Source organism: Alloalcanivorax marinus (genome assembly GCF_016785095.1).
Lineage (GTDB): Bacteria > Pseudomonadota > Gammaproteobacteria > Pseudomonadales > Alcanivoracaceae > Alloalcanivorax > Alloalcanivorax marinus_A.
Genome location: NZ_JAEKJB010000004.1, coordinates 1 through 22,174, shown reverse-complemented (window position 1 = coordinate 22,174; position 22,174 = coordinate 1). Strand labels below are relative to the sequence as shown.

General features: G+C 66.6%; 17 protein-coding genes. 9 read left to right on the top strand and 8 right to left on the bottom strand.

All coding sequences use genetic code 11. The features are described from left to right. Positions 1-42 precede the first annotated feature (42 nt). Entirely contained in the window at positions 43-795 is a 753-nt protein-coding gene (locus JF515_RS04775) for a slipin family protein (protein ID WP_202553075.1), read from the bottom strand. Then, positions 792-2,159, bottom strand: a complete 1,368-nt coding sequence (locus JF515_RS04770) for an NfeD family protein (RefSeq protein ID WP_203101529.1) — start codon at positions 2,157-2,159, stop codon at positions 792-794. Before JF515_RS04770 ends, JF515_RS04775 begins: the two co-directional genes overlap by 4 nt. 119 nt (positions 2,160-2,278) lie before the next feature. On the opposite strand from JF515_RS04770, the gene JF515_RS04765 reads away from it, so the two are divergent. The 3 genes from JF515_RS04765 to bioA all read left to right on the top strand — a co-directional run bounded on the left by JF515_RS04765 (position 2,279) and on the right by bioA (position 5,554). Further along, positions 2,279-3,187, top strand: a complete 909-nt coding sequence (locus JF515_RS04765) for an AraC family transcriptional regulator ligand-binding domain-containing protein (RefSeq protein WP_203101527.1) — start codon at positions 2,279-2,281, stop codon at positions 3,185-3,187. A gap of 88 nt (positions 3,188-3,275) precedes the next feature. Further along, positions 3,276-4,181: a hypothetical protein gene (locus tag JF515_RS04760; protein WP_203101525.1), complete on the top strand. Its 906-nt coding sequence runs from the start codon at positions 3,276-3,278 to the stop codon at positions 4,179-4,181. Between the two features lie 68 nt (positions 4,182-4,249). Next, complete coding sequence (gene bioA, locus JF515_RS04755; RefSeq protein ID WP_203101523.1) at positions 4,250-5,554, top strand: adenosylmethionine--8-amino-7-oxononanoate transaminase; 1,305 nt, start codon at positions 4,250-4,252, stop codon at positions 5,552-5,554. Here bioA and JF515_RS04750 read toward each other — a convergent pair. The 6 genes from JF515_RS04750 to JF515_RS04725 all read right to left on the bottom strand — a co-directional run bounded on the left by JF515_RS04750 (position 5,514) and on the right by JF515_RS04725 (position 12,343). Further along, entirely contained in the window at positions 5,514-6,593 is a 1,080-nt protein-coding gene (locus JF515_RS04750; RefSeq protein WP_203101520.1) for a saccharopine dehydrogenase family protein, read from the bottom strand. The genes bioA and JF515_RS04750 overlap by 41 nt on opposite strands. A gap of 178 nt (positions 6,594-6,771) precedes the next feature. Continuing rightward, a complete protein-coding gene (locus JF515_RS04745; RefSeq protein ID WP_203101518.1) occupies positions 6,772-7,206 on the bottom strand; it encodes a hypothetical protein in 435 nt (144 codons plus the stop codon). A gap of 238 nt (positions 7,207-7,444) precedes the next feature. Then, the gene (locus JF515_RS04740; protein ID WP_203101516.1) at positions 7,445-8,899 is read right to left on the bottom strand and encodes a sodium:solute symporter family protein; all 1,455 of its coding nucleotides are present in this window, start codon (positions 8,897-8,899) and stop codon (positions 7,445-7,447) included. A gap of 2 nt (positions 8,900-8,901) precedes the next feature. Continuing rightward, positions 8,902-9,081 (bottom strand): hypothetical protein, encoded by a 180-nt coding sequence (locus tag JF515_RS04735; protein WP_203101514.1) that lies wholly within the window; start codon positions 9,079-9,081, stop codon positions 8,902-8,904. A 41-nt stretch (positions 9,082-9,122) separates the two neighbouring features. Further along, positions 9,123-11,840 carry a c-type cytochrome gene (locus JF515_RS04730; RefSeq protein WP_203101512.1) on the bottom strand — a complete coding sequence of 906 codons (2,718 nt, stop codon included), beginning with the start codon at positions 11,838-11,840 and terminating at the stop codon, positions 9,123-9,125. After that, positions 11,837-12,343, bottom strand: coding sequence for a (2Fe-2S)-binding protein (locus JF515_RS04725; RefSeq protein WP_203101510.1), 507 nt, complete (start codon positions 12,341-12,343; stop codon positions 11,837-11,839). The genes JF515_RS04730 and JF515_RS04725 overlap by 4 nt, the downstream gene beginning before the upstream one ends. Positions 12,344-12,696: 353 nt before the next feature. Here JF515_RS04725 and JF515_RS04720 point away from each other — a divergent pair, with 353 nt between their 5' ends. The 6 genes from JF515_RS04720 to JF515_RS04695 all read left to right on the top strand — a co-directional run bounded on the left by JF515_RS04720 (position 12,697) and on the right by JF515_RS04695 (position 22,140). After that, positions 12,697-14,964 (top strand): xanthine dehydrogenase family protein molybdopterin-binding subunit, encoded by a 2,268-nt coding sequence (locus JF515_RS04720; protein WP_203101508.1) that lies wholly within the window; start codon positions 12,697-12,699, stop codon positions 14,962-14,964. Beyond that, on the top strand, positions 14,961-15,557 hold the full coding sequence (locus tag JF515_RS04715) for an NTP transferase domain-containing protein (RefSeq protein WP_203101506.1): 597 nt from the start codon (positions 14,961-14,963) through the stop codon (positions 15,555-15,557). The genes JF515_RS04720 and JF515_RS04715 overlap by 4 nt, the downstream gene beginning before the upstream one ends. A gap of 91 nt (positions 15,558-15,648) precedes the next feature. Next, complete coding sequence (locus JF515_RS04710) at positions 15,649-16,734, top strand: efflux RND transporter periplasmic adaptor subunit (protein ID WP_203101504.1); 1,086 nt, start codon at positions 15,649-15,651, stop codon at positions 16,732-16,734. A gap of 6 nt (positions 16,735-16,740) precedes the next feature. Continuing rightward, the gene (locus JF515_RS04705; RefSeq protein WP_203101503.1) at positions 16,741-19,878 is read left to right on the top strand and encodes an efflux RND transporter permease subunit; all 3,138 of its coding nucleotides are present in this window, start codon (positions 16,741-16,743) and stop codon (positions 19,876-19,878) included. A gap of 292 nt (positions 19,879-20,170) precedes the next feature. Further along, entirely contained in the window at positions 20,171-21,337 is a 1,167-nt protein-coding gene (locus JF515_RS04700; RefSeq protein ID WP_238400863.1) for an FAD-dependent monooxygenase, read from the top strand. Beyond that, positions 21,334-22,140 carry an alpha/beta fold hydrolase gene (locus JF515_RS04695; RefSeq protein WP_203101501.1) on the top strand — a complete coding sequence of 269 codons (807 nt, stop codon included), beginning with the start codon at positions 21,334-21,336 and terminating at the stop codon, positions 22,138-22,140. Before JF515_RS04700 ends, JF515_RS04695 begins: the two co-directional genes overlap by 4 nt. Positions 22,141-22,174 lie beyond the last annotated feature (34 nt).

Genomic DNA, 22,174 nt, shown 5'->3' with positions numbered 1-22,174 from the left:
AATCCAATGAAAACGGCGACTTTATGATATTCCCCACGGGAATCATTTATCCCGGTTCATAAAACTTTCGATCATGTCCATGGGCAACGGGAAGACGATGGTGCTGGAGCGCTCGTTGGCCACCTCGGTGAGCGTCTGCAGGTAACGCAGCTGCAACGCCTGGGGCTGGGAGGCCAGGGTGCGGGCGGCATCCAGCAGCACCTCGGAGGCCTCCTTCTCGCCGTTGGCGTGGATCACCTTGGCGCGCCGGATGCGCTCCGCCTCCGCCTGCCGGGCGATCACCCGCACCATGTCCTCGTCCAGGTCCACGTGCTTGATCTCCACATTGGTGACCTTGATGCCCCAGGGGTCGGTCTGCTCGTCGAGAATCGCCTGGATGTCCTGGTTCAGCTCGTCCCGGGAGGCCAGCATCTCATCCAGCTCGTGCTTGCCGAGCACCGACCGCAGGGTGGTCTGGGAGAGCTGGCTGGTGGCGGCGTAGAAGTCCTCCACGTTGATCACCGCGCGCTCGGAATCCACCACCCGGAAATAGAGCACCGCGTTCACCTTCACCGACACATTGTCCCGGGAAATCACGTCCTGGCTGGGCACGTCCAGTACCCGCACGCGCAGGTCCACCTTCACCATCTGCTGGATCACCGGGACCACCAGGATCAGCCCGGGCCCTTTCACCTTGTAGTAGCGGCCGAGCATGAAAATCACCCCGCGCTCGTACTCGCGCAGGATGCGGAACATGCTGAACACGAAACCGATCACCAGGATCGCGAACGCGATCCAGAAGTAGCTGAACATCATGGGGAGTCCTCCTCCACGTCGAGGGTAAGTCCGTCCCGGCCACGCACCAGCAGTACCTGGCCCCGGCGCACCGGCCGGGCGGCGCGGGCGCGCCACACCTCACCGGCGGCGCGCACCTGGCCTTGTTCCTGAAAATCCTCCAGGGCCACGGCCCGGGTGCCGATCAGGGTGTCGGCGCCGCTCACCACCGGGTGGCGGTGCGCCTTCACCGCCAGTCGCACCGCCACGCCCAGCAGCAAGGCGCCGCCGGCGCCCACCGCGGCGATCACCGGCAGCGCGATCTGGAAAGCGGGCAGGTCCGTGTCCATCAGCATCACCGAGCCGATCAGCAGGGCGGCCAGCCCGCCGGCGCCGAGCACGCCGAAGGAGGGCGACAGGGCCTCCGCCACCATCAGCGCCACGCCCAGCACGATCAGCCCCAGGCCCACGTAGCTCACCGGCAGCATCTGCAGCGCGTATAGCGCCAGCAGCAGGCAGATGGCGCCCAGCACGCCGGGCACGCCGACGCCGGGGCTGGAGAATTCCAGTACCAGGCCGTAGAGGCCCACCAGCATCAGGATGTAGGCGATGCTGGGGTCGGTGATCACCGCCAGGAAGGCGGTGCGCCAGTCCTGCTCCACGGTTTCCACCGTGGCGCCGGCCAGCTCCAGGGTCACGGTGTCGCCGTCCACGGTGACCTGGCGGCCGTCCAACCGGGCCAGCAGGTCGTCCAGGTCGGTGGCCATCAGATCGATGACGTTGCGTTCCAGGGCCTCCCCGGCGGGCAGGCTTCGCGCCTGGCGCACCGCCTGTTCCGCCCAGTCCGCGTTGCGCCCGCGCAGCTCCGCCAGCGCGCGGATGTAGGCCACGGCGTCGTTGATCTGTTTGTGGCGCAGGGCCGAGCCGCTGTCCGGCGGGGCGCCCGAGGAGGTTTCGGGATCGGAGTCCGGCGGGTCGGCGCCGCCGGGGAGCGGCGAGTCGCCGCCGATTTGCACCGGGGTGGCCGCGCCCAGATTGGTGGCCGGCGCCATGGCCGCCACATGGGCGGCGTAGAGCAGGTAGGTGCCGGCGCTGGCCGCGCGGCTTCCGGACGGCGCCACGTAGACCGCCACCGGCACCCGGGAATCGAGCAGGGCGTGGATCATGTCGCGCATGGCGGCGTCCAGGCCGCCCGGCGTGTCCAGGCGCAGCACGAACAGCGCCACCCGGTCCTCGTTGGCGCGCGCCAGGGCGCGCACGAAACCGTCGCTGACCGCGGGCCCGATGGCGCCCTTCAGATCCAGCACCCGCACCGTGGGCGCCGCCGTGGCGAACGCCGGGGCCAGGGCGCCGAGCAGCAGCGTCATCAGGGCCAGCCGGCGGGTGCCTTCCTGCCATCGCCTCATTGCCACCTCCTGGTGATCCGCACCCCCATGAAACCGCACTCCAGGCCCGCCGGGCAATCTTCCGTTGACCCCGGCCCGCTCGACCGCTAGCGTTCCGCCGATAACAGGGAGAAAGACGAATGGAACACCACGACGCCTCGCCACGGACAGACGGCAGGGCATCGCTGGCCCCCAACCGCACCATGCGCCGTCTGGTGATGGAAGGGTTGGGGCGGCTCGGGCACGACGGTGCCCGCCTTGCCTACGAAACGCTGCCCGGTGGCCACCCCGCCTATTGCGACCCGCATCTGGAGGCACCGCTGTTCTGGAGTGGCATCGCCGAGCGCTCCGGGGATGACTGTATCGGCCTGCATATCGCGGAGGCGGTGCGGCCACGACTGCTGGACGACATTCTGCTGATCATGTACGCCAGTGACAGTTTCGAGGACGCACTGGCGCATTTTCTGCGCTTTCAGAGGCTCCTTTCCGGCGGTTTCCAGGCCGCTCTGGAGCGCCGGGGCGAGACCTCCCGGCTGATCTACGACATCAACTACCCGGGCTTCGGCCCCCTGCGCCAGCAGGCCGAGTGCCTGGCCGTGTTGCTGACCAAGTTGTTCGCGTTGTTCACCGACGACGCTTTCAAGCCCACGGCGGTGACGTTTCGCCACGGTTGCCCAGGGCGTACTCCGGAATATCGCCGCCTGCTGGGGCTGGACCCGGCCTTCGGCCGCCCCCATGACAGCCTGGGTTTCGCCAGCTCGCTGCTGGAGCGGCGCTCGCTGAATGCCAACCCGGGCCTGGTGGCGCGCCTGCTTCCGCCGCTGGAAGACGATCTGGAGAACCTGGACGATCAGCAATTCCTGCTGCGGCTGCAGCATTGGGTGGAAGCGCACCTGGGCAGCGAAGAGTTGCGCTTGTCTCGCTGCGCCCGGGCCTTCGGCCTCAAGCAGATCGACCTGCGGCGCTGGTTGGCGGAGCGGGGCACGGACTTTCCCACTCTGTGCGACGAAGCCCGCGAGAGGCGGGCGCGCACCCCGGGCCAAACGTAAAATTCACGCTGGCGCCTTTTGACAATTGGCCTCGCTATTGCATAGTACGGTTTTTCCGGTTCGAGCTTTCCCTGGAGCGAACCCGCCCATGCGTCTGTTGGCCTTAACGACCCTGCTGATGTTCACCGTCACCGCCCACGCCGAGCGCTTCTTCGGCGAGCTGGACGCGGTGAGTGAGCCGGTGCTCGGTGCCCGCACCGGGCTGATCGAGGACCTGGACCGCGACAGTCTGCGCGTGAACGCCGATGCTGGCACCAGCGTGGAGCTGCCCACCCAGTGTGTCTCGTCCTCGCTGATGGCACGCAGCCAGACTCGCTTCTCCGCGCTGTTTCCCCGTGATGGCGGCGACCGGGCGCAGCGTATGCAAGGGCAGGGCAGTTCCGTCACCGAAGCCGGGCTGACCCTGGGCCGGGTGTTCGGGCCCAGCCGGGGCTACCATCTGGATGCGGTGTTCAAGGCCCAACGCAGCCTCAACTACCACTACGACCTGCCCGCCATGGCGGATTTCAACCCGCGGATGGAGGAGGCTGGCTCGCTTACCGAGAGCCAGGGCTTCAATATCGACACCCGGCTCAGCAAAACCTTCGGCGACCTGGATATGGCCCTGCGGGTGGAAAAACTGTTTCCGCGCCGGGACGGTGACCTGGTCTACAGCCCCTACCGCACCACCGCCCTGGCCAGCTTGGCCACCTATCTGGACCCGGCCTGGTGGTGGCCCTGGCCGAGCGCCAGGCTGAACATCAATATCGACGCCCGCGAGGCCTTCAACGAGGCCGACGACGCCCGCTTCGCCGGCGCCAATCTGGCGTTCGCCCAACTTGGCTTCGCCACCGTGCGGCTCGGCTACCGCCACGATCTGATCGCCAACCTGGACTCCAGCGCCAGCCTGGGGCTGGGCTTTTCCCTGTTCAAGCGTTTTGATTTCGACATTTCCGGCACCAAGAATCCCGGCGACTCCTACGGGGTCCGCGCCAGCCTGATGGCGCCGCTGTAGACCCCGGGGCTTGAGTCCGGGCCCGTGAGTTGGCATGGTTGCCCGACTCTTCCAGCCCTGGACCCGTTATGTCTTCCATCGATCTCGCCTTCGACCGTGATCACCTCTGGCACCCTTACACCTCCACCTCCAAACCGTTGCCGGTGTACCCGGTGGCCCGCGCCCAGGGCGTCCATCTGGAGCTGGAGGACGGGCGGCGGCTGATCGACGGCATGTCGTCCTGGTGGGCGGCGGTGCACGGCTACAACCACCCGCGCCTCAACCGGGCCGCCAAGGACCAGATCGACAAGATGGCCCACGTCATGTTCGGCGGCCTCACCCATGAGCCGGCGGTGGAACTGGGCAAGCGGCTGGTGGCGCTCACCCCGGAGCCGCTCAGCAAGGTCTTTCTCGCGGACAGCGGCTCGGTATCCGTGGAAGTGGCCATCAAGATGGCGCTGCAATACTGGCTCAGCCAGGGCAGGGCGGAGAAACATCGTCTGATCGCCCTGCGCCACGGCTACCATGGGGATACCTTCGGCGCCATGGCCACCTGCGATCCGGTCAACGGCATGCACCACCTGTTCAACAAGGTGCTGCCCCAGCACCTGTTCGCCGACGCGCCGCGCATCGGCTACCACGATGACTGGGATGATGGTGATCTGGATTCCCTACGCACGCTGCTCGAACAACACGCCGATGAGGTGGCCGCGGTGATCCTCGAGCCCATCGTGCAGGGCGCCGGCGGCATGCGCTTTTATCACCCGGAGTACCTGCGCGGTGCCCGCCGTCTGTGCGACGAACATGGCGTGCTGCTGATCTTTGATGAGATCGCCACCGGCTTTGGCCGTTCCGGGGAACTGTTCGCCCTGGAGCACGCGGGCGTTTGTCCGGATATCCTGTGCCTGGGCAAGGCGCTGACCGGCGGCTACATGACCCTGGCGGCCACATTGTGCAGTGACCGGGTGGCGGCTGGTATCTGCGACGGCGAAGCCGGCGTGCTTATGCACGGCCCTACCTTCATGGGCAACCCGCTGGCCTGCGCGGTCGCCAACGCCAGCATCGATCTGCTGCGCGAAAGTGACTGGCGCGACCGGGTGGCCGGCATCCAGTCGCAGTTGCGCCGGCAACTTGAGCCGCTGCGCGACGCCCCCGGCGTCGCCGATGTGCGCGCTCTTGGCGCGATCGGCGTGCTCGAGCTGGAACAACCCCGGGACGTGGCCGCCACCCAGAAAATGCTGGTGGAGCGGGGCGTCTGGATTCGACCGTTCGGCAAGCTGGTTTACATCATGCCCCCCTACGGCATTGAAGCGGACCAGCTCACCGCGCTTACCGACGCCATGGCGGCGGTGGTTAGCCTATCACCAGCTCCCCGGACTCCGGCAAGCGACTGACGAGATCCGCGCCCACCAGTTTAGAGGGCGTATAGGCACCGCCGGCATGCGGTTGCGCCAGCAGATGTTCGATCACCGCCAGTGAACCGGTGATGGTAAGGCTGTAGCCGTTGGCCGTGCGGATGCGGGCGGTTTTCTTTTCGCCTCGGGCATTGCGCGCCTCGCCCCACACGAAGGTAGGCATGCTTGCCCGTTTTTCCTCGTCCGGGCCCTTCACGGTCTTCTCGATACGCGCCTTGATCAATCGCTGCACCCATTTGAAGCCCAGCACCGGACGGATGTAGTTGGCCCGTTTGGCGCCCGAAATCATCCGCGGAGAGCCGGGGATGAACACCTCGATATTGGCGATGCCCGTGCTGTGGTAGGCGGTGGACACGTCGCCCCAGGGAATGGTCATCGCTTCCTTTTCACCATCGCCGAAGTCGATGCGGCGCACCTGGTAGGCGAGGGGAACGGTTACGATGTGGCCGTCCCGGCGCACCTTGCCGCCCTGGGCCAGCCCCTCCACGGAAGTCTTGGCGGTACCCGGCGAAAAGCCGGAGCGGGAATCGAAGCCCAGCGCCAGATGCGTGGCGTCGGGCAGGGCGGCTTTCAGCGATGCCGCCACGCAATCCGTGGGAATCACGTCGAAACCGACACCAGGGCAGAGCACCACGCCGGCGGAACGGGCCTTGTCGTTCAGCGACTGGGCCAGCTCGAACACGGCGATCTCACCGGTGATGTCCAGATAGTGGGCGCGCGCCGCCAGACAGGCCATCATCATCGGCTCCGCGGTGGCGGAAAACGGCCCGGCGCAGTTCAGCACCAGTGAACAGCCCTCGATCTCCCCGGTGGCTCGCGCCACGTTATCCAGCCCGAACACTCGTGCCTCCAAACCCAGCTCCCCGGCCAGCGCCTCCACCTTGCCGGCGCTGCGTCCCGCCAGAACCGGGCGGTGACCCCGGCGGGCCGCTTCCCGGGCAATCAACTCGCCGGTATAGCCATTGGCGCCATAGATCATCCACGGCGCTTGCGCCGAATCGTTATTCTGCTCACTCATGGTGTCACTCCTGACTCCGGATTCAGTGCGTCTCTTTCAAAGGGCGGGGCCCGCCAGCCAAAGCTGCCAGTGTTTGAGCACCTTGTAGTTGGCCGGCACGCCGAACATCTCCGCCACGCATTCGCCATATCGTGTATTTAACATAATATACATTATACGCACTCAGGCGGATTTCTTCTCAGGCGGATTTCTTCTCTGAGTCAGGGGCGGCCCGTTGCCGGCCTCGATGCCACAGGAAGCACGCTTTCATGGCCTGGTACAGCATCACCGCGAACATCAGCCGGATCACCTCCACCAGCACGCCCGCGAAGTTTCCGAACCGGATCAGCGATTCCAGCCACAGCGCCAGGAACAGTAACAATAAGGCGACCGCCGCCACGCGGCTTCGCCGGTACACGCCATACGCCAGGCTCGCGCACGATAACGCCGCGAGCAGATTGATCACGAACCCAATGCCGTCGCCCATGGCCAGCCTGACTACGGCGCCGACCAGCAACACCAAGGCGCTGATCGCGCCGACCACCCAGCCGTTGTGGATGCCATGGGCCAAGGTCCGAGAGTTGTCGGTCTCGACCTCCGCGGCTTCCCCCGCGCAGTACGGCCACTTCTTCATGTTGATTTCTCCCCCGAAAAAACGAAACCGTCCTTTTTAATGCAATAAGATGCATTTTCAAGAAACGGTCGTCGTTTTTGCGATCAGGGTCGAGACCTATACTCAATCTGGCGCGGCTGCAGGAGGATTGGTGCCCGCCCTCCCCTGGCCACCCTCTTTTTTACCCGAATCGCCGGTAAGCCGGGCAAAAAAAAGGCGCGCCAGGCGGCGCGCCACAAGGGGTTGCTCGGTTGGTGTTTCAGTATTTCTTGCTGGCGTCCACGAACTCGTCGGCCCGCTGGGTCGGCGCGCTGGTCGCCAGGCTGACGCCAATGTACAGGGCCGTGGAGACGATGATGCCCCAGATGCCGGCGGGCAGGCCGAACAGGCTGTTGCCGGTGGCGTACATGATCAGCACGAACACGCCGGTACCGACCACGCTGACGAACGCGCCCGCGCCGGTACCACGCTTCCAGTAGAAAGCACCGATGATCGCCGGCACCACCGCCACCAGGCCGGAGGAAGCGGCCACGGACAGCACCGCGATGAGATCGAGCTGCAGCTCGGCGAAGCCCAGGGCCAGCAGCGCGATGATCGGGATCACGACCTTACCCACCCACAGCTGCTTGCTGTCGTCGCTGCCGGGTTTGACGTTGGCGTACACGTCCCGGGCCAGCATGGAAGACAGCGTCAGCATGATGGAGTCGATGGTGGAGACGGCGGCGGCCATGATGCCGATCAGAACGATGGCGCCCAGCACCGGGGGCACGAATTCAGAGCCCAGCAGCGTGGCGGTGGCCAGGTCGGCCTTGGCCAGATCCGGGAAGGCGGCCAGGGCGGAGAAGCCCCACAGCACGGAGACCAGGGTGTAAACCAGGCCAAAGCCGAGGAAGCCAAGCAGCATGCGGCGCATGGCGTGCAGAGACGACGGCATGTACAGGCGCTGGCTAACCTGCGGGTTGGAGAGGCTGAAGAAGAACCAGGGAATGGTCAGCCCCAGGAAGGTGACGAAGCTGAACAGGCCCGGCCCGGGCACCACCAGGCTTTGCGGTTTTTTCTCGGCGAGGGTATCGAACAGTGCGTGGAAGCCGCCAAGCCCCTGGATCACCAGCCAGGCCACCAGGGTGGAGGCGATGATCATCATGATCGCTTGCAGGGAGTCGGTCCACATCACCGAGCGGATGCCCGCGACGTAGGAGAAGAAGATCGCCACGGCGGTGGCCAGGACCACGCCGGTGGTGAACGGGATGGCACCATCGGTGGCGCCCTGCAGCAGGTAGCCAACGCCGGCCAGTTGCACGGCGGCGTAGGGAATCAGGAACACACAGCTTGAAACCGCCACGGCCACGGACACTTTTTTGTCGTTGTAGCGGTGGCCCAGCATTTCACTGGGGGTCACATAGCCGAATTTCTTGCCCACGGCCCAGAATTTGGGACCGAAGATGGCCACCAGGGACACCCCGGCGAAATAGACGATTTCAAAGCCCAGGGCACCCACCCCGCCTTTGTAGGTAAGGCCCGCCAGGCCCACCATCATGAAGGCGCTGTAGGTGGTGGCGCTGTAGCTCATGGCGGAAACGAAACCGCCCATTTTACGGTCACCCAGGAAGTACCCGGACATGTTGACCATTTTGCCCTGCCGGGCCAGTACCGCGATGGCGATGGCGACCACCAGGTAGATCGCCACCGACCACCAGATCATCGATTCGGTCATGTTCAGTGCCCCTCGAAATCCTTGGTGATAATGAAGTTGACGACGATCACGGCGACGCCGGCCAGGGTCCAGAACAGGAAGCTCCCGTACCAGGCGTGCACGTCACTGAGTACCGTGTAAGGCACCACGTAACAGAGCACGACCACGGCCCAGATGAGCCAGATCCACTTGCTTCGTTGCATTTCCCACCTCGTATGCTTTGGTTGATTAGCGAAGTACGCTTTTATGGTTGTTGGTTGTGCTCCCTGCGTATCTCGGCGACGGTCCTTCCGACGTCTTTCCAGGGCGTTTCTCCCGGTGCGAAACGCGCCCGCAAGTAATGCACCAGATCGCTGACCTGGCGGTTGCTCAAACTGTGTGAAAAGGCCGGCATCGAGCCGGCGGCGGCGACGCCCTGGATATGTACGCCACCCAGAATGGATTGAATGACGTTATCCGGGCGCTCGCTGTGCAAATTGGTGTTCAGCGCCAGCGACTGCTGGGCGCCGGTGAAGCTGGAAGCGGCACCGTCGGCGTGGCAGGAGGCACAGGCGCCGTCGAACACGCGCTGGCCGGCTTCCAGGCCGACCGGTTCGGCGCTGGCGGCGAGCCGCTTCCGGGCCTGCTGTTGCTGGGCCTCGGTGGCGCTGCGCGGGGCGTCCATTTGCGTGGCTACGTAATGGGCGATGGCGCGCACGTCGGTTTCCGGCAGCTCCGCCAGGCCCGCCACCACCGGCGCCATCGGCCCGCCGGCCACGCCGTGGAAGTCCGAACGTCCGGTACGCAGATACTGGAACAGGGATTCCTCGGTCCAGGCCACCGGCGCGCGGCTGTTGGCGGTCAGCGCCGGCGCTTCCCAGCCATCCACCAGGGTGCCGGCCAGGCGCGCCTCGCCGGTTTTCTCGGCACCAAACAGGTTGCGCGGTGTGTGGCAGGCTCCGCAGTGCCCTGCCCCCTCGAACAGATAGGCGCCGCGATTCCACTGCGGCGAGCGCGTCGGGTCCGGCTGGAAGGTCCGGTCCCGGTGGAACAGAGTGTTCCAGCCCGCCATCATCGAGCGCACGTTGAACGGGAAGCGCAGGTCGTTGTCCGGCGCCGGCGCGGCCACCGCCGGTTGCGCCATCAGATAGGCATACAGCGCCTGCATGTCGGCGTCGCTGAGTTTCGCGAAGTCGGTGTAGGGAAACGCCGGATAAAGGTGGCGGCCATCCCGGGAGATGCCCTCGCGCATGGCGCGCTCGAAAGCGGCGTAGGACCAGTTGCCGATGCCGGTATCCGGGTCCGGCGTCAAATTGGTGCTGTAGAGGGTACCGAACGGTGTTTCAAAAGGCCGCCCGCCGACGTTGGTGAGACCCTCTTCCGCGGTATGGCACACCGCGCAATCACCGGCCTCGGCCACCAGCCGGCCACGCTCGATGGTCTCCGCCGAATACAGATTGGCGGCGGGCCGGCTGATCGGCGCCAGGGACGCCCGCCAGGGCCACAGGGTGGCAAGCAAACCGGTGAGCGCCAGGCCCGCGGCCCACCACCAGCGGCGTTTGCCCCGGTCCCGGCGCGCCTGCAGGGAGGCGCGTACCCGTGCCGGCGAAAACGGTGGCGACCGGAAACGCACGCCGGTGGCGTCATACAACGCGTTGGCCACCACCGCCACCGCCGGGCTGAGGTCCACTTCGCCGGTTTCCGCCAGCGGGCCCGCCGGACGCCGCGGCGCCGGTGGCATGGCGGCGGGTTTTACCGGCAGGTGGCGGTCATCGTCACCGCCCCACTCGTCCGCCGGCGGCGCTGTGTCCGGCATGCCCAGCAGTTTTTGTTCCAGGGCGGCGCGCAGCGGTGTGCTGTCCAGCAACGGACCCAGGGGGCCGTCGGCGCCGGCATCCTGTCCGGCCACCAGCCGCGACAGGCGCACGCCGCCGGTCACCGTGTTCACCTCGACGTCGGCGATCCAGGCGCTACGGGTGCCGGAGCCGGCGTCGCCGGATTCCGAGGGGCGGTGGCTGTAGGCCACGCCGCGCCCGCGAACCAGGTCGGCGCGGCCATCGTTGGCGGCGGGTCGATCCCAGGCGGCCTGGCTGGCCACCGATTGCAGCAGTTGCCGGCCACGGGGGTCCTTGATGTGGCGCAGGCGCAGGGCCACCGGGTCCTCGCCGAGGGCGGCGGCGACCTCATCCAGGAATGACTCCTGAACAAAGGTGTATTGCAGCGCCGCCGCGTCCGGATCACGCAGCAGGCCGTCGGTGAGACGGCCCGTAAGCCACAGTGCCAAAGGCGGCACGGAAACGTAACCCAGGTCGTCATCGACCTGGAAGTCGCCGCCGTCGGCGGCGCCGCTGACCCGCAGGCGGCGGGCACGGGCCAGGGCCCGGGCGTCCAGCGCGTAGGGTTCCGGCTCCAGCCGCACCGCCACCGGCTGGCCCACCGCGCGGGCCAGCAGCGCGGCATCGGCGGCGGCGTCATCGCTGCCCTGGCGGCCGACCCGGGCTTCGCCATGGCCGTCCAGGTGAATGCGTGTCGGATCGGTTTCCAGCAAACAGGCCAGTTCCCGGCGTAGCCGGTCGGTGTCCGCCACCGGACCGTCCACGCGCACCGCGCCTTGCGGGTTGCAGTCGGCGATCACCCAGTCCGGCTCGATGCCCCAACCCAGCCGCCCGGGCCACTCATAGCCACGCTGCAAACGGTCGGAGGCCGGGGCCGGCGGGGTGCCGCGTTGGTCTCCGGCGGGCGTCGACCAGCGCAGCCGCAACCGGTTGGTGGCGCGGCGGGCGGCCTCCGGCGTCGGCGCCACCACGCCAACGAAATTGCCATCGGTGACCACGGTGACGTCATCGTCCAGGCCGTCCCGGTTGACGTCCAGCAATTGCGAACAAACGAAGGCGCGGGCATCCAGGCGATACACGGGGGGCCGGACCACCCGCCCATAGGCCAGCGGCTGATCACCGTCACGTGACCGTGGCAGGCGGCTCATGCGTCGCCCTCCTGGTCCAGACCCGCCGCGCGGCAGGCGGCGGCAAGAATTTCCTGGTGAGTGCCGCAGCGGCACAGGTTGTGATCCAGGGCGCGAACCAGGGCCTCACGGCTGGGTGCCGGGTTCTCGTTGAGCAAGGCCCGCACGCTCATGATCATACCGTTCAGACAGTACCCGCATTGCGCGCCCTGCTCATCAATAAAGGCCTGTTGCACCGGGTCCAACCGGTCGCCGTCGGCCAGGCCTTCCAGGGTGGTGACGCTGTGGCCTTCCACGGCACCGGCGGGCAGCACGCAGGCACGCGCCGCGCGACCGTCCACCAGCACCATGCAGGCGCCGCACTCGCCCAAGCCGCAGCCGAACTTGGGACCGTTCAGGGACAGATCGTTGCGCAGCACATACAACAATGGCGTGGACGGCGCCACGTCGAGGCACCGGTCCTCACCGTTGACGGTAAGCCGGAGTTCCCGGTCCTGGGACCGGTCACTGTTTGTAGCGGGCATGCGTATGCTCTCTCCGACGTCGCACCGTTCAAGTGCGCGACGGTATTTATTCGTTACTTTATGGGGCACACACTCTTTTTTGGTGCTGATTTAGAATGTGTGCACCCTTGTTGGGCAGAGGCGCGGGGATTGTTTCCAAATCGGAATTCCGCCCCTCAAAGCCGGTAAAATAGCTTTAAATAGAATCAAATGTGATGTCAACAAGGCCGTACAGAATAGCAGGAAATTCTTTGCCTTCATTTCCTTGACCCTCGGATAAATGGTGTATACGTTTTTTCTCCAGAAAATTCCCGGGGTCCGCGCCAGCCACGCCCCTTGCCCGCGTCCGTACACCGCGTGATGATTTGAAGCCTATGCCAACCAACGCCCTGCCAACCCGCGACGCCCTGCTCCACCAGCCCGATGTGCTGGTGGTGTTTCGCGACCCGCAACCGACGCCCAAGCCGGCGCCGGGCCAACCCGGCACGCACTCGGATTTCGTGCCCACGGAGCCGGAGCTGTTCATCGCCGTGCTGGCCGATGGCCGGGTACTGGGCTTCAACGGCCACGTGGATCTGGGCACCGGCATCCGCACCGCGCTCGGCCAGATCGTGGCCGAGGAGTTGGAAGTGCCGTTCGAGGCCGTGACCATGGTGCTCGGCCACCCCTCCGAGGTTCCCAACCAGGGCCCCACCATCGCCAGTGCCAGCATTCAGATCACCGCCCAGCCGCTACGTATCGCCGCGGCCCAGGCCCGTGAACGGCTGCGGACCCTGGCGGCGGCGCGCCTGGAGGTGCCGGTGGACCGGCTAGTGATAGCCGAGGGCACCGTGCACGACCGTGAAGATCCGGCTCGCCGGGTCGATTACGGCAGCCTGCTGGCGGGCCGCCGCGAGGCCCTCAAGCTGGCCGCCGAGGCACCGCTGAAGCCACGCGCCGACTACCGGCTGGTGGGCCGGCCGGCGGCGCGGGTGGATATCCCCGCCAAGGCCCGGGGTGAACTGACCTTCGTTCACGATGTGCGCGTGCCCGGCATGCTGCACGGGCGCGTGGTGCGCCCGCCCTACCACGGCCTGGATCGCGGTGAATTCGTGGGCAACAGCCTGATCGAAGTGGATCGGGACTCCGTGGCCGGTCTGCCCGGCTTGGTGGAGGTGGTGGTGATGGGCGACTTCATCGGCGTGGTCGCGGAGCGGGAGGAGCAGGCGATCCAGGCCGCCCGCCAGCTGCGGGTGCGCTGGCGCGAGCCGGATCCGGCGGCGCTGCCGGCACTGAACGGTGCCGAGGATCTGGAAGCCGCCCTGCGCGCGCTACCCGCCCAGCGCCGCCCGCTGCTGGACGATGAGGACATCGACCCGCCCGCCGGCGCCACCACCCTGCGACGCACCTATGTCTGGCCCTACCAGTTGCATGGTTCCATCGGCCCGTCCTGCTCGGTGGCCGAATATGGCGAGCAGGGTCTGACGGTATGGTCCGGCACCCAGAATCCGCACAGCCTGCGCGCCGATCTGGCCCGCCTGCTGGAGCTGGATGAAGGTATTATCGAGATCCGGCGCCTGGAAGCCTCCGGCTGCTATGGCCGCAACTGCGCCGACGACGTGGGGGCCGACGCGGCACTGCTGAGCCGTGCCGTGGGCCGGCCGGTGCGCGTGCAGCTGTCCCGCGAGGAGGAACACCTGTGGGAGCCAAAGGGCGCCGCGCAAGTCATGGACGTGGAAGGTGAACAGGCCGCCGACGGCGCCCCCGCCAGCTACCGTTTCCTGACCCGCTACCCATCCGACAACGCACCCACCCTGGCGCTGCGCCTGACCGGCAAGGCGGCCGCCTCGGAGACACCTTTCCAGATGGGCGACCGCACCGCCGTGCCGCCCTACGCCTATCCAGCCCGGCACATCGCCTGCGACGACGTACCAACGCTGATCCGCGCCGCCTGGCTGCGCGGCGTTTCGGCGCTGCCCAACACCTTCGCCCATGAGAGCTACATCGACGAACTGGCGGAACGGGCCGGCGAGGACCCGTTGGCCTACCGGCTCCGCTACCTGGACGATGAACGGGCCCGGGCGGTGCTGAGCGGTGCCGCCGAGCGCGCCGGCTGGCAACCCCGGCAACGGCGCGCCCCGGCGCCGGACGCGGACGGCTGGCTGCACGGCCGCGGGCTGGCCTATGCCCGCTATGTGCACAGCAAGTTCCCGGGTTTCGGCGCCGCGTTGGCGGCCTGGGTGGCCTTCCTCAAGGTGCATCCGGACAGCGGCGAGATCCGCGTGCAACGGCTGGTGGTGTCCCAGGACGCCGGCCTGATGATCAACCCCGCCGGGGTACGCCATCAGGTTCACGGCAACATCATCCAGATGCTGGGCCGCACCCTGAAGGAGAGCGTGCCGTTCGAGGACGGTCGCCCGGCGGCCCGGGAATGGGGCGGTTACCCGCTGCTGCGGTTCTCCGAGTTGCCGGACATCGATCTGCTGCTGCTGGAGCCGCCCGAGACCCCGCCTCTGGGCGTGGGCGAATCCACCGCCCTGCCCGCCGCGCCGGCCATCGCCAATGCTCTGTTCGACGCCACCGGGGTGCGTTTCCGGCGTCCGCCCTTCACCGCGGATCGGGTGCGCGCCACCCTGGCCGCCGGCGCCCGGGAAGCGGTGTGACCGATAGCGGCGCCGATCCGTGCCAAGCCCTGGCGGTGGTCGCCGCCGCCGGTCGGGCACGCCGCTTTGGTGCCGATAAACGGCGCGTGCCACTCGCCGATGGCCGCCCCTTGATCACCACCACCCTGGACCGGGCGCGGACCTTCTTCGACCGCGTGGCCGTGGTGATCCGCATTGACGACGACCCCGCCGAGCTGGGGTTGGGTGATGCACGGGTGCTGCGCGCGCCCCGTGCCGACCGGGGCCTGGGAGCCAGCATCGGCGATGCCTTCACCGCCTTGCTCGCCAGCGATGATCCCGCCTCGGTGGCGGCCCTGTGGCTCGGCGACATGCCCTGGGTCAGCGACGCCACCGTTCAGGCCCTGCTCGCCCGGGCCGGCGCCACGCGCATCGTGCGCCCGCTCCTGGACGGCGTGCCGGGTTTCCCGGTGTTGTTTGGCCGCGCCTTCTGGCCCGAGCTCGCTGCCCGGGCCGATGGCGACGGCGCTCGGGACCTGATCGCCCGCCATCGTGAGTCGTTGATCGAGCTGCCGGTGAGCGACCCCGGCGTGCTCCGCGATGTGGATCGCCCTGGTGACCTCCCCCACGCCTGACCCCGGCAACCCTCTTGCTTGATCCGGGTCCACCGACTTGGCCTAATGCCACTCCGTAACTGATAACCGGAATCATTAACAGGGGTAGCGGATGGTTAGCGGAACCCGCCCGTGGTGGGCGTTGGTGGTATTGCTCTGGACCGGGGGCGCATCCGCCGCCGAGCCGGTGACCCTGGCCGAGGTGCGCGCCGAGCATCGCGAGGAACACCTGCCACTCACCGGCACCATCACCGCCCGTCGTGGCGCGCTGCTGTCCACCGCCGTGGCCGGCCAGGTTACCGGGCTGAAGGTGGAACCGGGCGACAGCGTGGCCCGGGGGGACGTGCTCCTGGAGCTGGACGCGGAACTCAACCGGCTGGCCCGTGACAGCGCCCGGGCCGCCGCCGAGGAGGCCCGGGCGGCCCGTGACGATGCCCGCCGCCGGCTCAACGAGGCGAGCACCCTGGCGGCAAGGCGCAGCATCGCCGCCACCGAGGTGCGCGGCCTGGAATCGGAGTTGGAAATCGCCGAGGCCGCCCTGGCCGCGGCGCGGGTGGAGCAGCGCCGCCAGGAGGCCCTGCTGCGCCGCCATACCCTCACCGCGCCGTTCGACGGCGTGATCAGCGGCAAGCTCACCGAGGTCGGCGAATGGGTGACGCCGGGCACCGCCGTGCTGGAGCTGGTCAATCTGCAGGAGCTGCGCGCCGATTTCGCGGTGCCTCAGGAGTACTTCCCCCGCCTCGATAAGGACAACGTGCTGACCGTACGTCTGGGCGGAGACGCCGGCCCGGCCCACGATGCCCGCATCACCGCCATCGTGCCGGTCAACGACCCGGATTCCCGCACCTTTCTGTTGCGCGCCCGGGTCACCGAGCCGCCGCCGATGACGCCCGGCATGTCGGCCCGCGCCACCCTGGTGCTGCGCGGCGACACCGCCAGCCTGGCGATACCCCGGGACGCCCTGGTGCGCTATCCGGACGGCCGCGTCACCGTGTGGGTGGCCGAGTCTCGGGATGGCAAGCTGCTGGCCCGCGAGCAGCGCCTGCGCGTGGGGCCGGGCCTGGACGACCGGGTCACCGTGCTGGAGGGCCTGAGCGCCGGCGACCGGGTAGTGGTACGCGGCAACGAGAGCCTCAGCGACGGTCGTGAGTTACGGATTCACCCATCGGGTCCGTCCGACCGACCGGCCCCGGAGTAACCGCCCGTGTTCGAGAAGATCGTCCGTAACGGGACCTTGATGACCGTGGTGGTGCTGATCATCACCCTGCTGGGTATTCTCGCGGCACTGCGTATCCCGGTGCAGATGATTCCCGACCTGGAGGTGCGCACCATCACGGTGCAGACCCGCTGGCCCGGCGCCACGCCTCAGGATGTGGAAAAGGAAATCCTCATCGAGCAGGAAGAATATCTGCGCAACGTACCGAACCTGCGACGACTCACCGCCACCGCCTACAGTGGCGAGGCGGAAATCGAGTTGGAATTTCCATTTGGCGTGGACATCACCGAAACGCTGATCCGCGTCAACAACGCCCTCAGCCAGGTGCCGGACTACCCGGACAACGTGGACCAGCCGCGTATTCTGTCCACGTCCTTCTCCGCCAATGCCTTCATGTACTTCTGGGTGGCCCCCCAGTCCGGTAATCCCAAGGACCTGGACCTGGACATGATGCGCGACTTCATCGACGACAATGTGCGTACCCGCATGGAAAGCGTCGAGGGGGTCTCCCAGGTGGAGTTGCGCGGCGGCGCCGAACGCCAGGTACGTGTGCTGCTGGACCCGCAACGGCTGGCGGAGCGCGGGCTCACGGTGATGGACGTGCGCGACGCCCTGCGCCAGCGCAACAGGGATGTGTCCGGCGGCGAGGTGGACAGCGGCAAACGCCGTTACCTGCTGCGCACCGTGGGTCGCTTCGACCAGGTGCCGGCGTTGCTTGATCTGGTGCTCACGCGCCGTGGCGACGGCGTGATCCGCCTGCGCGATGTGGCCGAGGTGGAACTGGACCACTTCCCGGTGCGCGGCCTGTCGCGGGTCAATGGCGACCCGGTGATCACCCTGGCGGTGCGTCGGGAGAGCGGCGCCAACGTCATCGACATCAAGTACGCCATGTTCGATCAGGTGGCGTTGATTGAACAGGAGGTGCTGGAACCGGCGGGCCTGCGCATGGGCCTGATCTCCGACGACGTGCGTTATGTGGAAGCCTCGGTACGCAATGTCTGGATCAACCTGGCGATCGGCGCGCTGTTCGCCACCCTGGTGATGTTCCTGTTCCTGCGCTCGGTGCGGGTTACCGCCCTGGGCGTAATCGGCATTCCAATCTGTACCATCGCCGCTTTCCTCGGCCTGTTGCTGGCCGGGCGCACCATCAACGTGATCTCCCTGGCCGGGGTGGCGTTCGCCATCGGCATGACTCTGGACAATTCCATCGTCGTGCTGGAGAGCATCGAGATCGAGCGGCGCCGGGGGCTGGACCGGTTCCGGGCCTCCGTGGAGGGTATCCGCAAGGTGTGGCCCGCGGTGTTCGCCTCCACCCTGACCACGGTGCTGGTATTCCTGCCGGTGGTATTCATCACCCAGGAAGCGGGCCAGCTCTATTCCGATATCGCCATCGCCGTGGCGGCCTCGATCCTGGTGTCGATGCTGGTGGCGATGACGGTAATACCGACCCTGGCGGCGCGGCTGGATTTCGCTGCCGTGTTCGATCATCAGCGCCAGGAAAGCCGCTGGCTGGGCCGTCTGCACGGCCTGTCCCGCTGGCTGAGCGCCAGCGCCGGGCGGCGCGCGGTGGTGATCGCCACCACCCTGCTCGGTGGCACCCTGGTGATCGTGCTGCTCACACCGCCGGCGGAGTACCTGCCCGAAGGGGAAGAAGCCAAGACCTTCGCCTCCATGAACGCGCCACCGGGCTACAATCTCGAGGCCATGACCGGGATCGGCGATCAGGTCCAGGCCCATTTCCTGCCGTTGGTGGACGCCGACCCGGCCGCCTGGGAAGCCGGTGAACTGCCGGCGCCACCGGTGCGCTACCTGAACCTGTATGTGGACGCCCAGGGCCTGCGGGTGATCGCCGAGCCGGTGGACCCGGGCCACATGGAACCCCTGATGGACGCGCTTACCGCTTTCTATGAGCAATACCCGGGCATGCGCGCCTTCGCCGCCCGGGGGTCGATCATCTCCAGCAACGACGGCGGCACCCGCAGCGTCAACCTGGACATCGCCGGCAGCGACCTGGCGACCCTGTTCCAGGTGGCCCGGGCCGCCTACCGGCGCGCCGGGCAGGTGTTCGACAACCCGCGCATTCAGACCCAGCCCGGCAGCTTGTCCCTGGCCCAGCCGCTGCTGGAAGTACGGCCGGACTGGGAACGGGCCGCGGAAGTGGGCCTCAGTGCCCAGGACCTGGGCTTCACCGTGGCGGCGCTTACCGACGGCGCCTACCTGGACGAGTTCTTCCTCGGCGATGACAAGGTGGATATCTACGCCTACGGCAACCGGGGCGTGACGCCACGCCTGGCCGCCCTGCCCGGCCTGCCGGTGCAAACACCCCAGGGCACCAGCGTGCCTCTGTCTTCCCTGGCTCGCCTGGAGGAAACCGTGGATACCAGTACCGTGCGCCGGGTCAATGGTCGCCGCACGGTGACACTGAACATCATTCCCCCCAGGGAGGTGGCACTGGAAACCGGTGTGCGTCTGGTGCGCGAGGACGTAATCGGCGCGCTGCGCGCCGAGGGCCTCATCCCGCCGCAGATCAGCGTCGACATTTCCGGGGCCAGCGATCAATTGGACGCCACCCGTGAGGCGTTGACCGGCAACTATGTGGTGGCCCTGCTGTTGATCTACCTGCTGCTGGTGGCGATCTTCACCCACTGGGGCTATCCGCTGCTGATCATGACCACCATTCCGGTCGGCATCGCCAGCGGTATTCTCGGCCTGACCCTGCTTAACGGCGCCGGAGCCCTGCTGCCGGCGCTGGGCCTGCCCGGGTTCAATCAACCGTTCGACATGATCTCCATGCTTGGCTTTCTGATCCTGATGGGCACGGTGGTCAACAATCCAATCCTGATTGTCCATGAGGCGCTCACCAACCGGCGCCAGGGGCTGCCCGTGGCGGAGGCGGTGAGCGAAGCGGTAAGCAGCCGCCTCAGACCCATCGCCATGACCACCATCACCACGGTGTGCGGCCTGGCCCCCTTGGTTCTTATCCCGGGCGAGGGCACCGAGCTTTACCGTGGCGTGGGCGCCATCGTGCTGTTCGGGCTGCTTGGTACCGCCCTGGTGACCGTGACCTTCCTGCCGGCACTCACCGCCAGCGTGCTGTCGCTGGGCAAAACGCCGGCCCGCCCCTGATTCCACCCCGCCCCGAACCGGTGCGGGGCGCCGCGCCTTTCCTGTTTATGGTGCATGCACTGTTTTATTTCAAAATCAGCGTGTACGCACCATAAAGGGGCCCTGCTTGAGGGTCTCGCTCCAAACCCTTTATTTCTCGGGGTCCAAGCGGCCGTTAACGCCTTTTTCCTGCTTGTCAACGAACAGATGCTGAAATAATGACCGGGAGCAAAAAGAGGGTTGACCCCCAAATAAATGGTGTATACGTTGTTTCTAGTTGTCCAACACCATGAATCGTCAGGAGGGTCTGATTTTGACTACCACCAAGCCTAATATCGCCGTGATTGGCGCCGGACTGGGGGGCGCCGCCGCCGCCGCGCTGCTGCAGAAAGCCGGCTACCCTACCCAGGTTTACGAGCAGGCACCGGAATTCTCCCGCCTGGGCGCGGGTATCCACCTGGGTCCGAACGCCATGAAAGTGATGCGTCGGATCGGCATCGAGGACCAGCTGGAGCGCATGGGTTCCCATCCCAGCCACTGGTTCAGCCGCGATGGCGAAACCGGTGAGTACCTGTCACGCATCCCCCTGGGCGACTTCGCCAAGGAAGAATACGGCGCCGCTTACATCACCGTGCACCGTGGCGATCTGCACGCTCTGATGGTGGATCAGCTCGATCAGGACCGCCTGCACTTCGGCAAGCGTCTGGAAAAAGTGGATGATCAGGGCGATCAGGTGGTGATGACCTTCGCCGACGGCAGCGAAGCCACCGCCGACCTGGTGATTGGCGCCGACGGCGTGAATTCCGTGATCCGCGAGCATCTGCTGGGTGAGGAAGCACCGATCTACAGCGGCTGGGTGGCGCACCGGGCGATCATCTCCGCGGAAAAACTCAAGGCCTACGACCTGGACTTCGAAGCCTGCGTGAAGTGGTGGTCCGAGGACCGGCACATGATGGTTTACTACGTCACCGGCGACCAGAAGGAATACTACTACGTGACCGGTGTTCCGGAGCCCGACTGGAATCACGGCACCTCCTTCGTGGACAGTTCCCGCGAAGAAATGCGCGCCGCCTTCAAGAACTACGGCCCGGAAGTTCAAGCTCTCATCGATTGTACCGATAAAGTCACCAAGTGGCCGTTGCTTGAACGCAACCCGCTGCCGCTGTGGCACGATAACCGCCTGGTTCTGCTTGGCGATGCCGCTCACCCGATGAAACCCCATATGGCCCAGGGCGCGGTGATGGCCATCGAGGATGCCGCCATGCTGGTTCGCTGCATGGAAACCACCGGCGCCGAGAACTACGCCGACGCCTTCGAGCTGTACCGTACCAACCGCTTCGAACGTGCTTCCCGCGTGCAGCAGGTGTCCCACGACAATACCTGGTTGCGTCAGAACGAGGACCCGGCCTGGGTATTCGGTCACGACGTTTACGAAGTCCCCCTGAAAGACCCCAAAACGGAGGTCGAGGAGCAAGCATGAGCAGCACCCGACTCTACGGCGCCAACGTTAACGCCAACGGCATTCGCCAGCATTACCTGCGTTACGGCGGCAAAGGCCAGCCGCTGATTCTGATCCCGGGCATCACCAGCCCGGCGATCACCTGGGAATTCGTGGCTGAACGCCTGGGGCGGAATTTCGACACCTATGTTCTGGACGTGCGCGGTCGCGGCCTGTCGTCCACCGGCCCGGATCTCGACTATGGCACCGACGCCTGCGCCGATGACGTGGTTGCCTTCGCCGAGGCCCTGGGCATTGAAGATTACGTGCTGGCCGGTCATTCCATGGGGGCGCGGTTCGCGCTGCGCGCCGTGACCCGAGGCGCCAAGGGCGTCGCCAAACTGGTGCTGATCGACCCGCCGGTGTCCGGCCCGGGCCGCCGCGAGTACCCGAGCAAACTGCCCTGGTACGTGGATTCCATCAACGACTGCACCGAAGGTGCCGGCCTGGAAACCATGCGCAAGTACTGCCCGACCTGGACCGAGGAGCAACTGCTGCTGCGTGCCGAGTGGCTGCACACCTGCTACCTGCCGGCAATCGTGAAAAGCTTCGAGGAATTCCACGAGGTGGATATTCATCAGGATTTCCCGAAGGTTCAGGTGCCGACCCTGCTGATGTGCGCCGGCAAAGGTGGCGTGATCCAGGAAGAGGACAAGGAAGAGATCAAACAACTGCTGCCATCCGTGCGCATCGAAACGGTGCCGGATGCCGGCCATATGATTCCCTGGGACGATTTTGAAGGTTTCTTCCAGGGCTTTGGTGACTTTCTGGGAGCGCGGCCTTGAGCCGCCTCCTTGAGGAGAGAAGCATGACGCGACC

What these genes read in the sequence shown, in the direction of transcription:
- JF515_RS04775 (WP_202553075.1), bottom strand. Translation starts at nt 795, where the DNA reads ATGATGTTCAGCTACTTCTGGATCGCGTTCGCGATCCTGGTGATCGGT.
- JF515_RS04770 (WP_203101529.1), bottom strand. Translation starts at nt 2,159, where the DNA reads ATGAGGCGATGGCAGGAAGGCACCCGCCGGCTGGCCCTGATGACGCTG.
- JF515_RS04765 (WP_203101527.1), top strand. Translation starts at nt 2,279, where the DNA reads ATGGAACACCACGACGCCTCGCCACGGACAGACGGCAGGGCATCGCTG.
- JF515_RS04760 (WP_203101525.1), top strand. Translation starts at nt 3,276, where the DNA reads ATGCGTCTGTTGGCCTTAACGACCCTGCTGATGTTCACCGTCACCGCC.
- bioA (WP_203101523.1), top strand. Translation starts at nt 4,250, where the DNA reads ATGTCTTCCATCGATCTCGCCTTCGACCGTGATCACCTCTGGCACCCT.
- JF515_RS04750 (WP_203101520.1), bottom strand. Translation starts at nt 6,593, where the DNA reads ATGAGTGAGCAGAATAACGATTCGGCGCAAGCGCCGTGGATGATCTAT.
- JF515_RS04745 (WP_203101518.1), bottom strand. Translation starts at nt 7,206, where the DNA reads ATGAAGAAGTGGCCGTACTGCGCGGGGGAAGCCGCGGAGGTCGAGACC.
- JF515_RS04740 (WP_203101516.1), bottom strand. Translation starts at nt 8,899, where the DNA reads ATGACCGAATCGATGATCTGGTGGTCGGTGGCGATCTACCTGGTGGTC.
- JF515_RS04735 (WP_203101514.1), bottom strand. Translation starts at nt 9,081, where the DNA reads ATGCAACGAAGCAAGTGGATCTGGCTCATCTGGGCCGTGGTCGTGCTC.
- JF515_RS04730 (WP_203101512.1), bottom strand. Translation starts at nt 11,840, where the DNA reads ATGAGCCGCCTGCCACGGTCACGTGACGGTGATCAGCCGCTGGCCTAT.
- JF515_RS04725 (WP_203101510.1), bottom strand. Translation starts at nt 12,343, where the DNA reads ATGCCCGCTACAAACAGTGACCGGTCCCAGGACCGGGAACTCCGGCTT.
- JF515_RS04720 (WP_203101508.1), top strand. Translation starts at nt 12,697, where the DNA reads ATGCCAACCAACGCCCTGCCAACCCGCGACGCCCTGCTCCACCAGCCC.
- JF515_RS04710 (WP_203101504.1), top strand. Translation starts at nt 15,649, where the DNA reads ATGGTTAGCGGAACCCGCCCGTGGTGGGCGTTGGTGGTATTGCTCTGG.
- JF515_RS04695 (WP_203101501.1), top strand. Translation starts at nt 21,334, where the DNA reads ATGAGCAGCACCCGACTCTACGGCGCCAACGTTAACGCCAACGGCATT.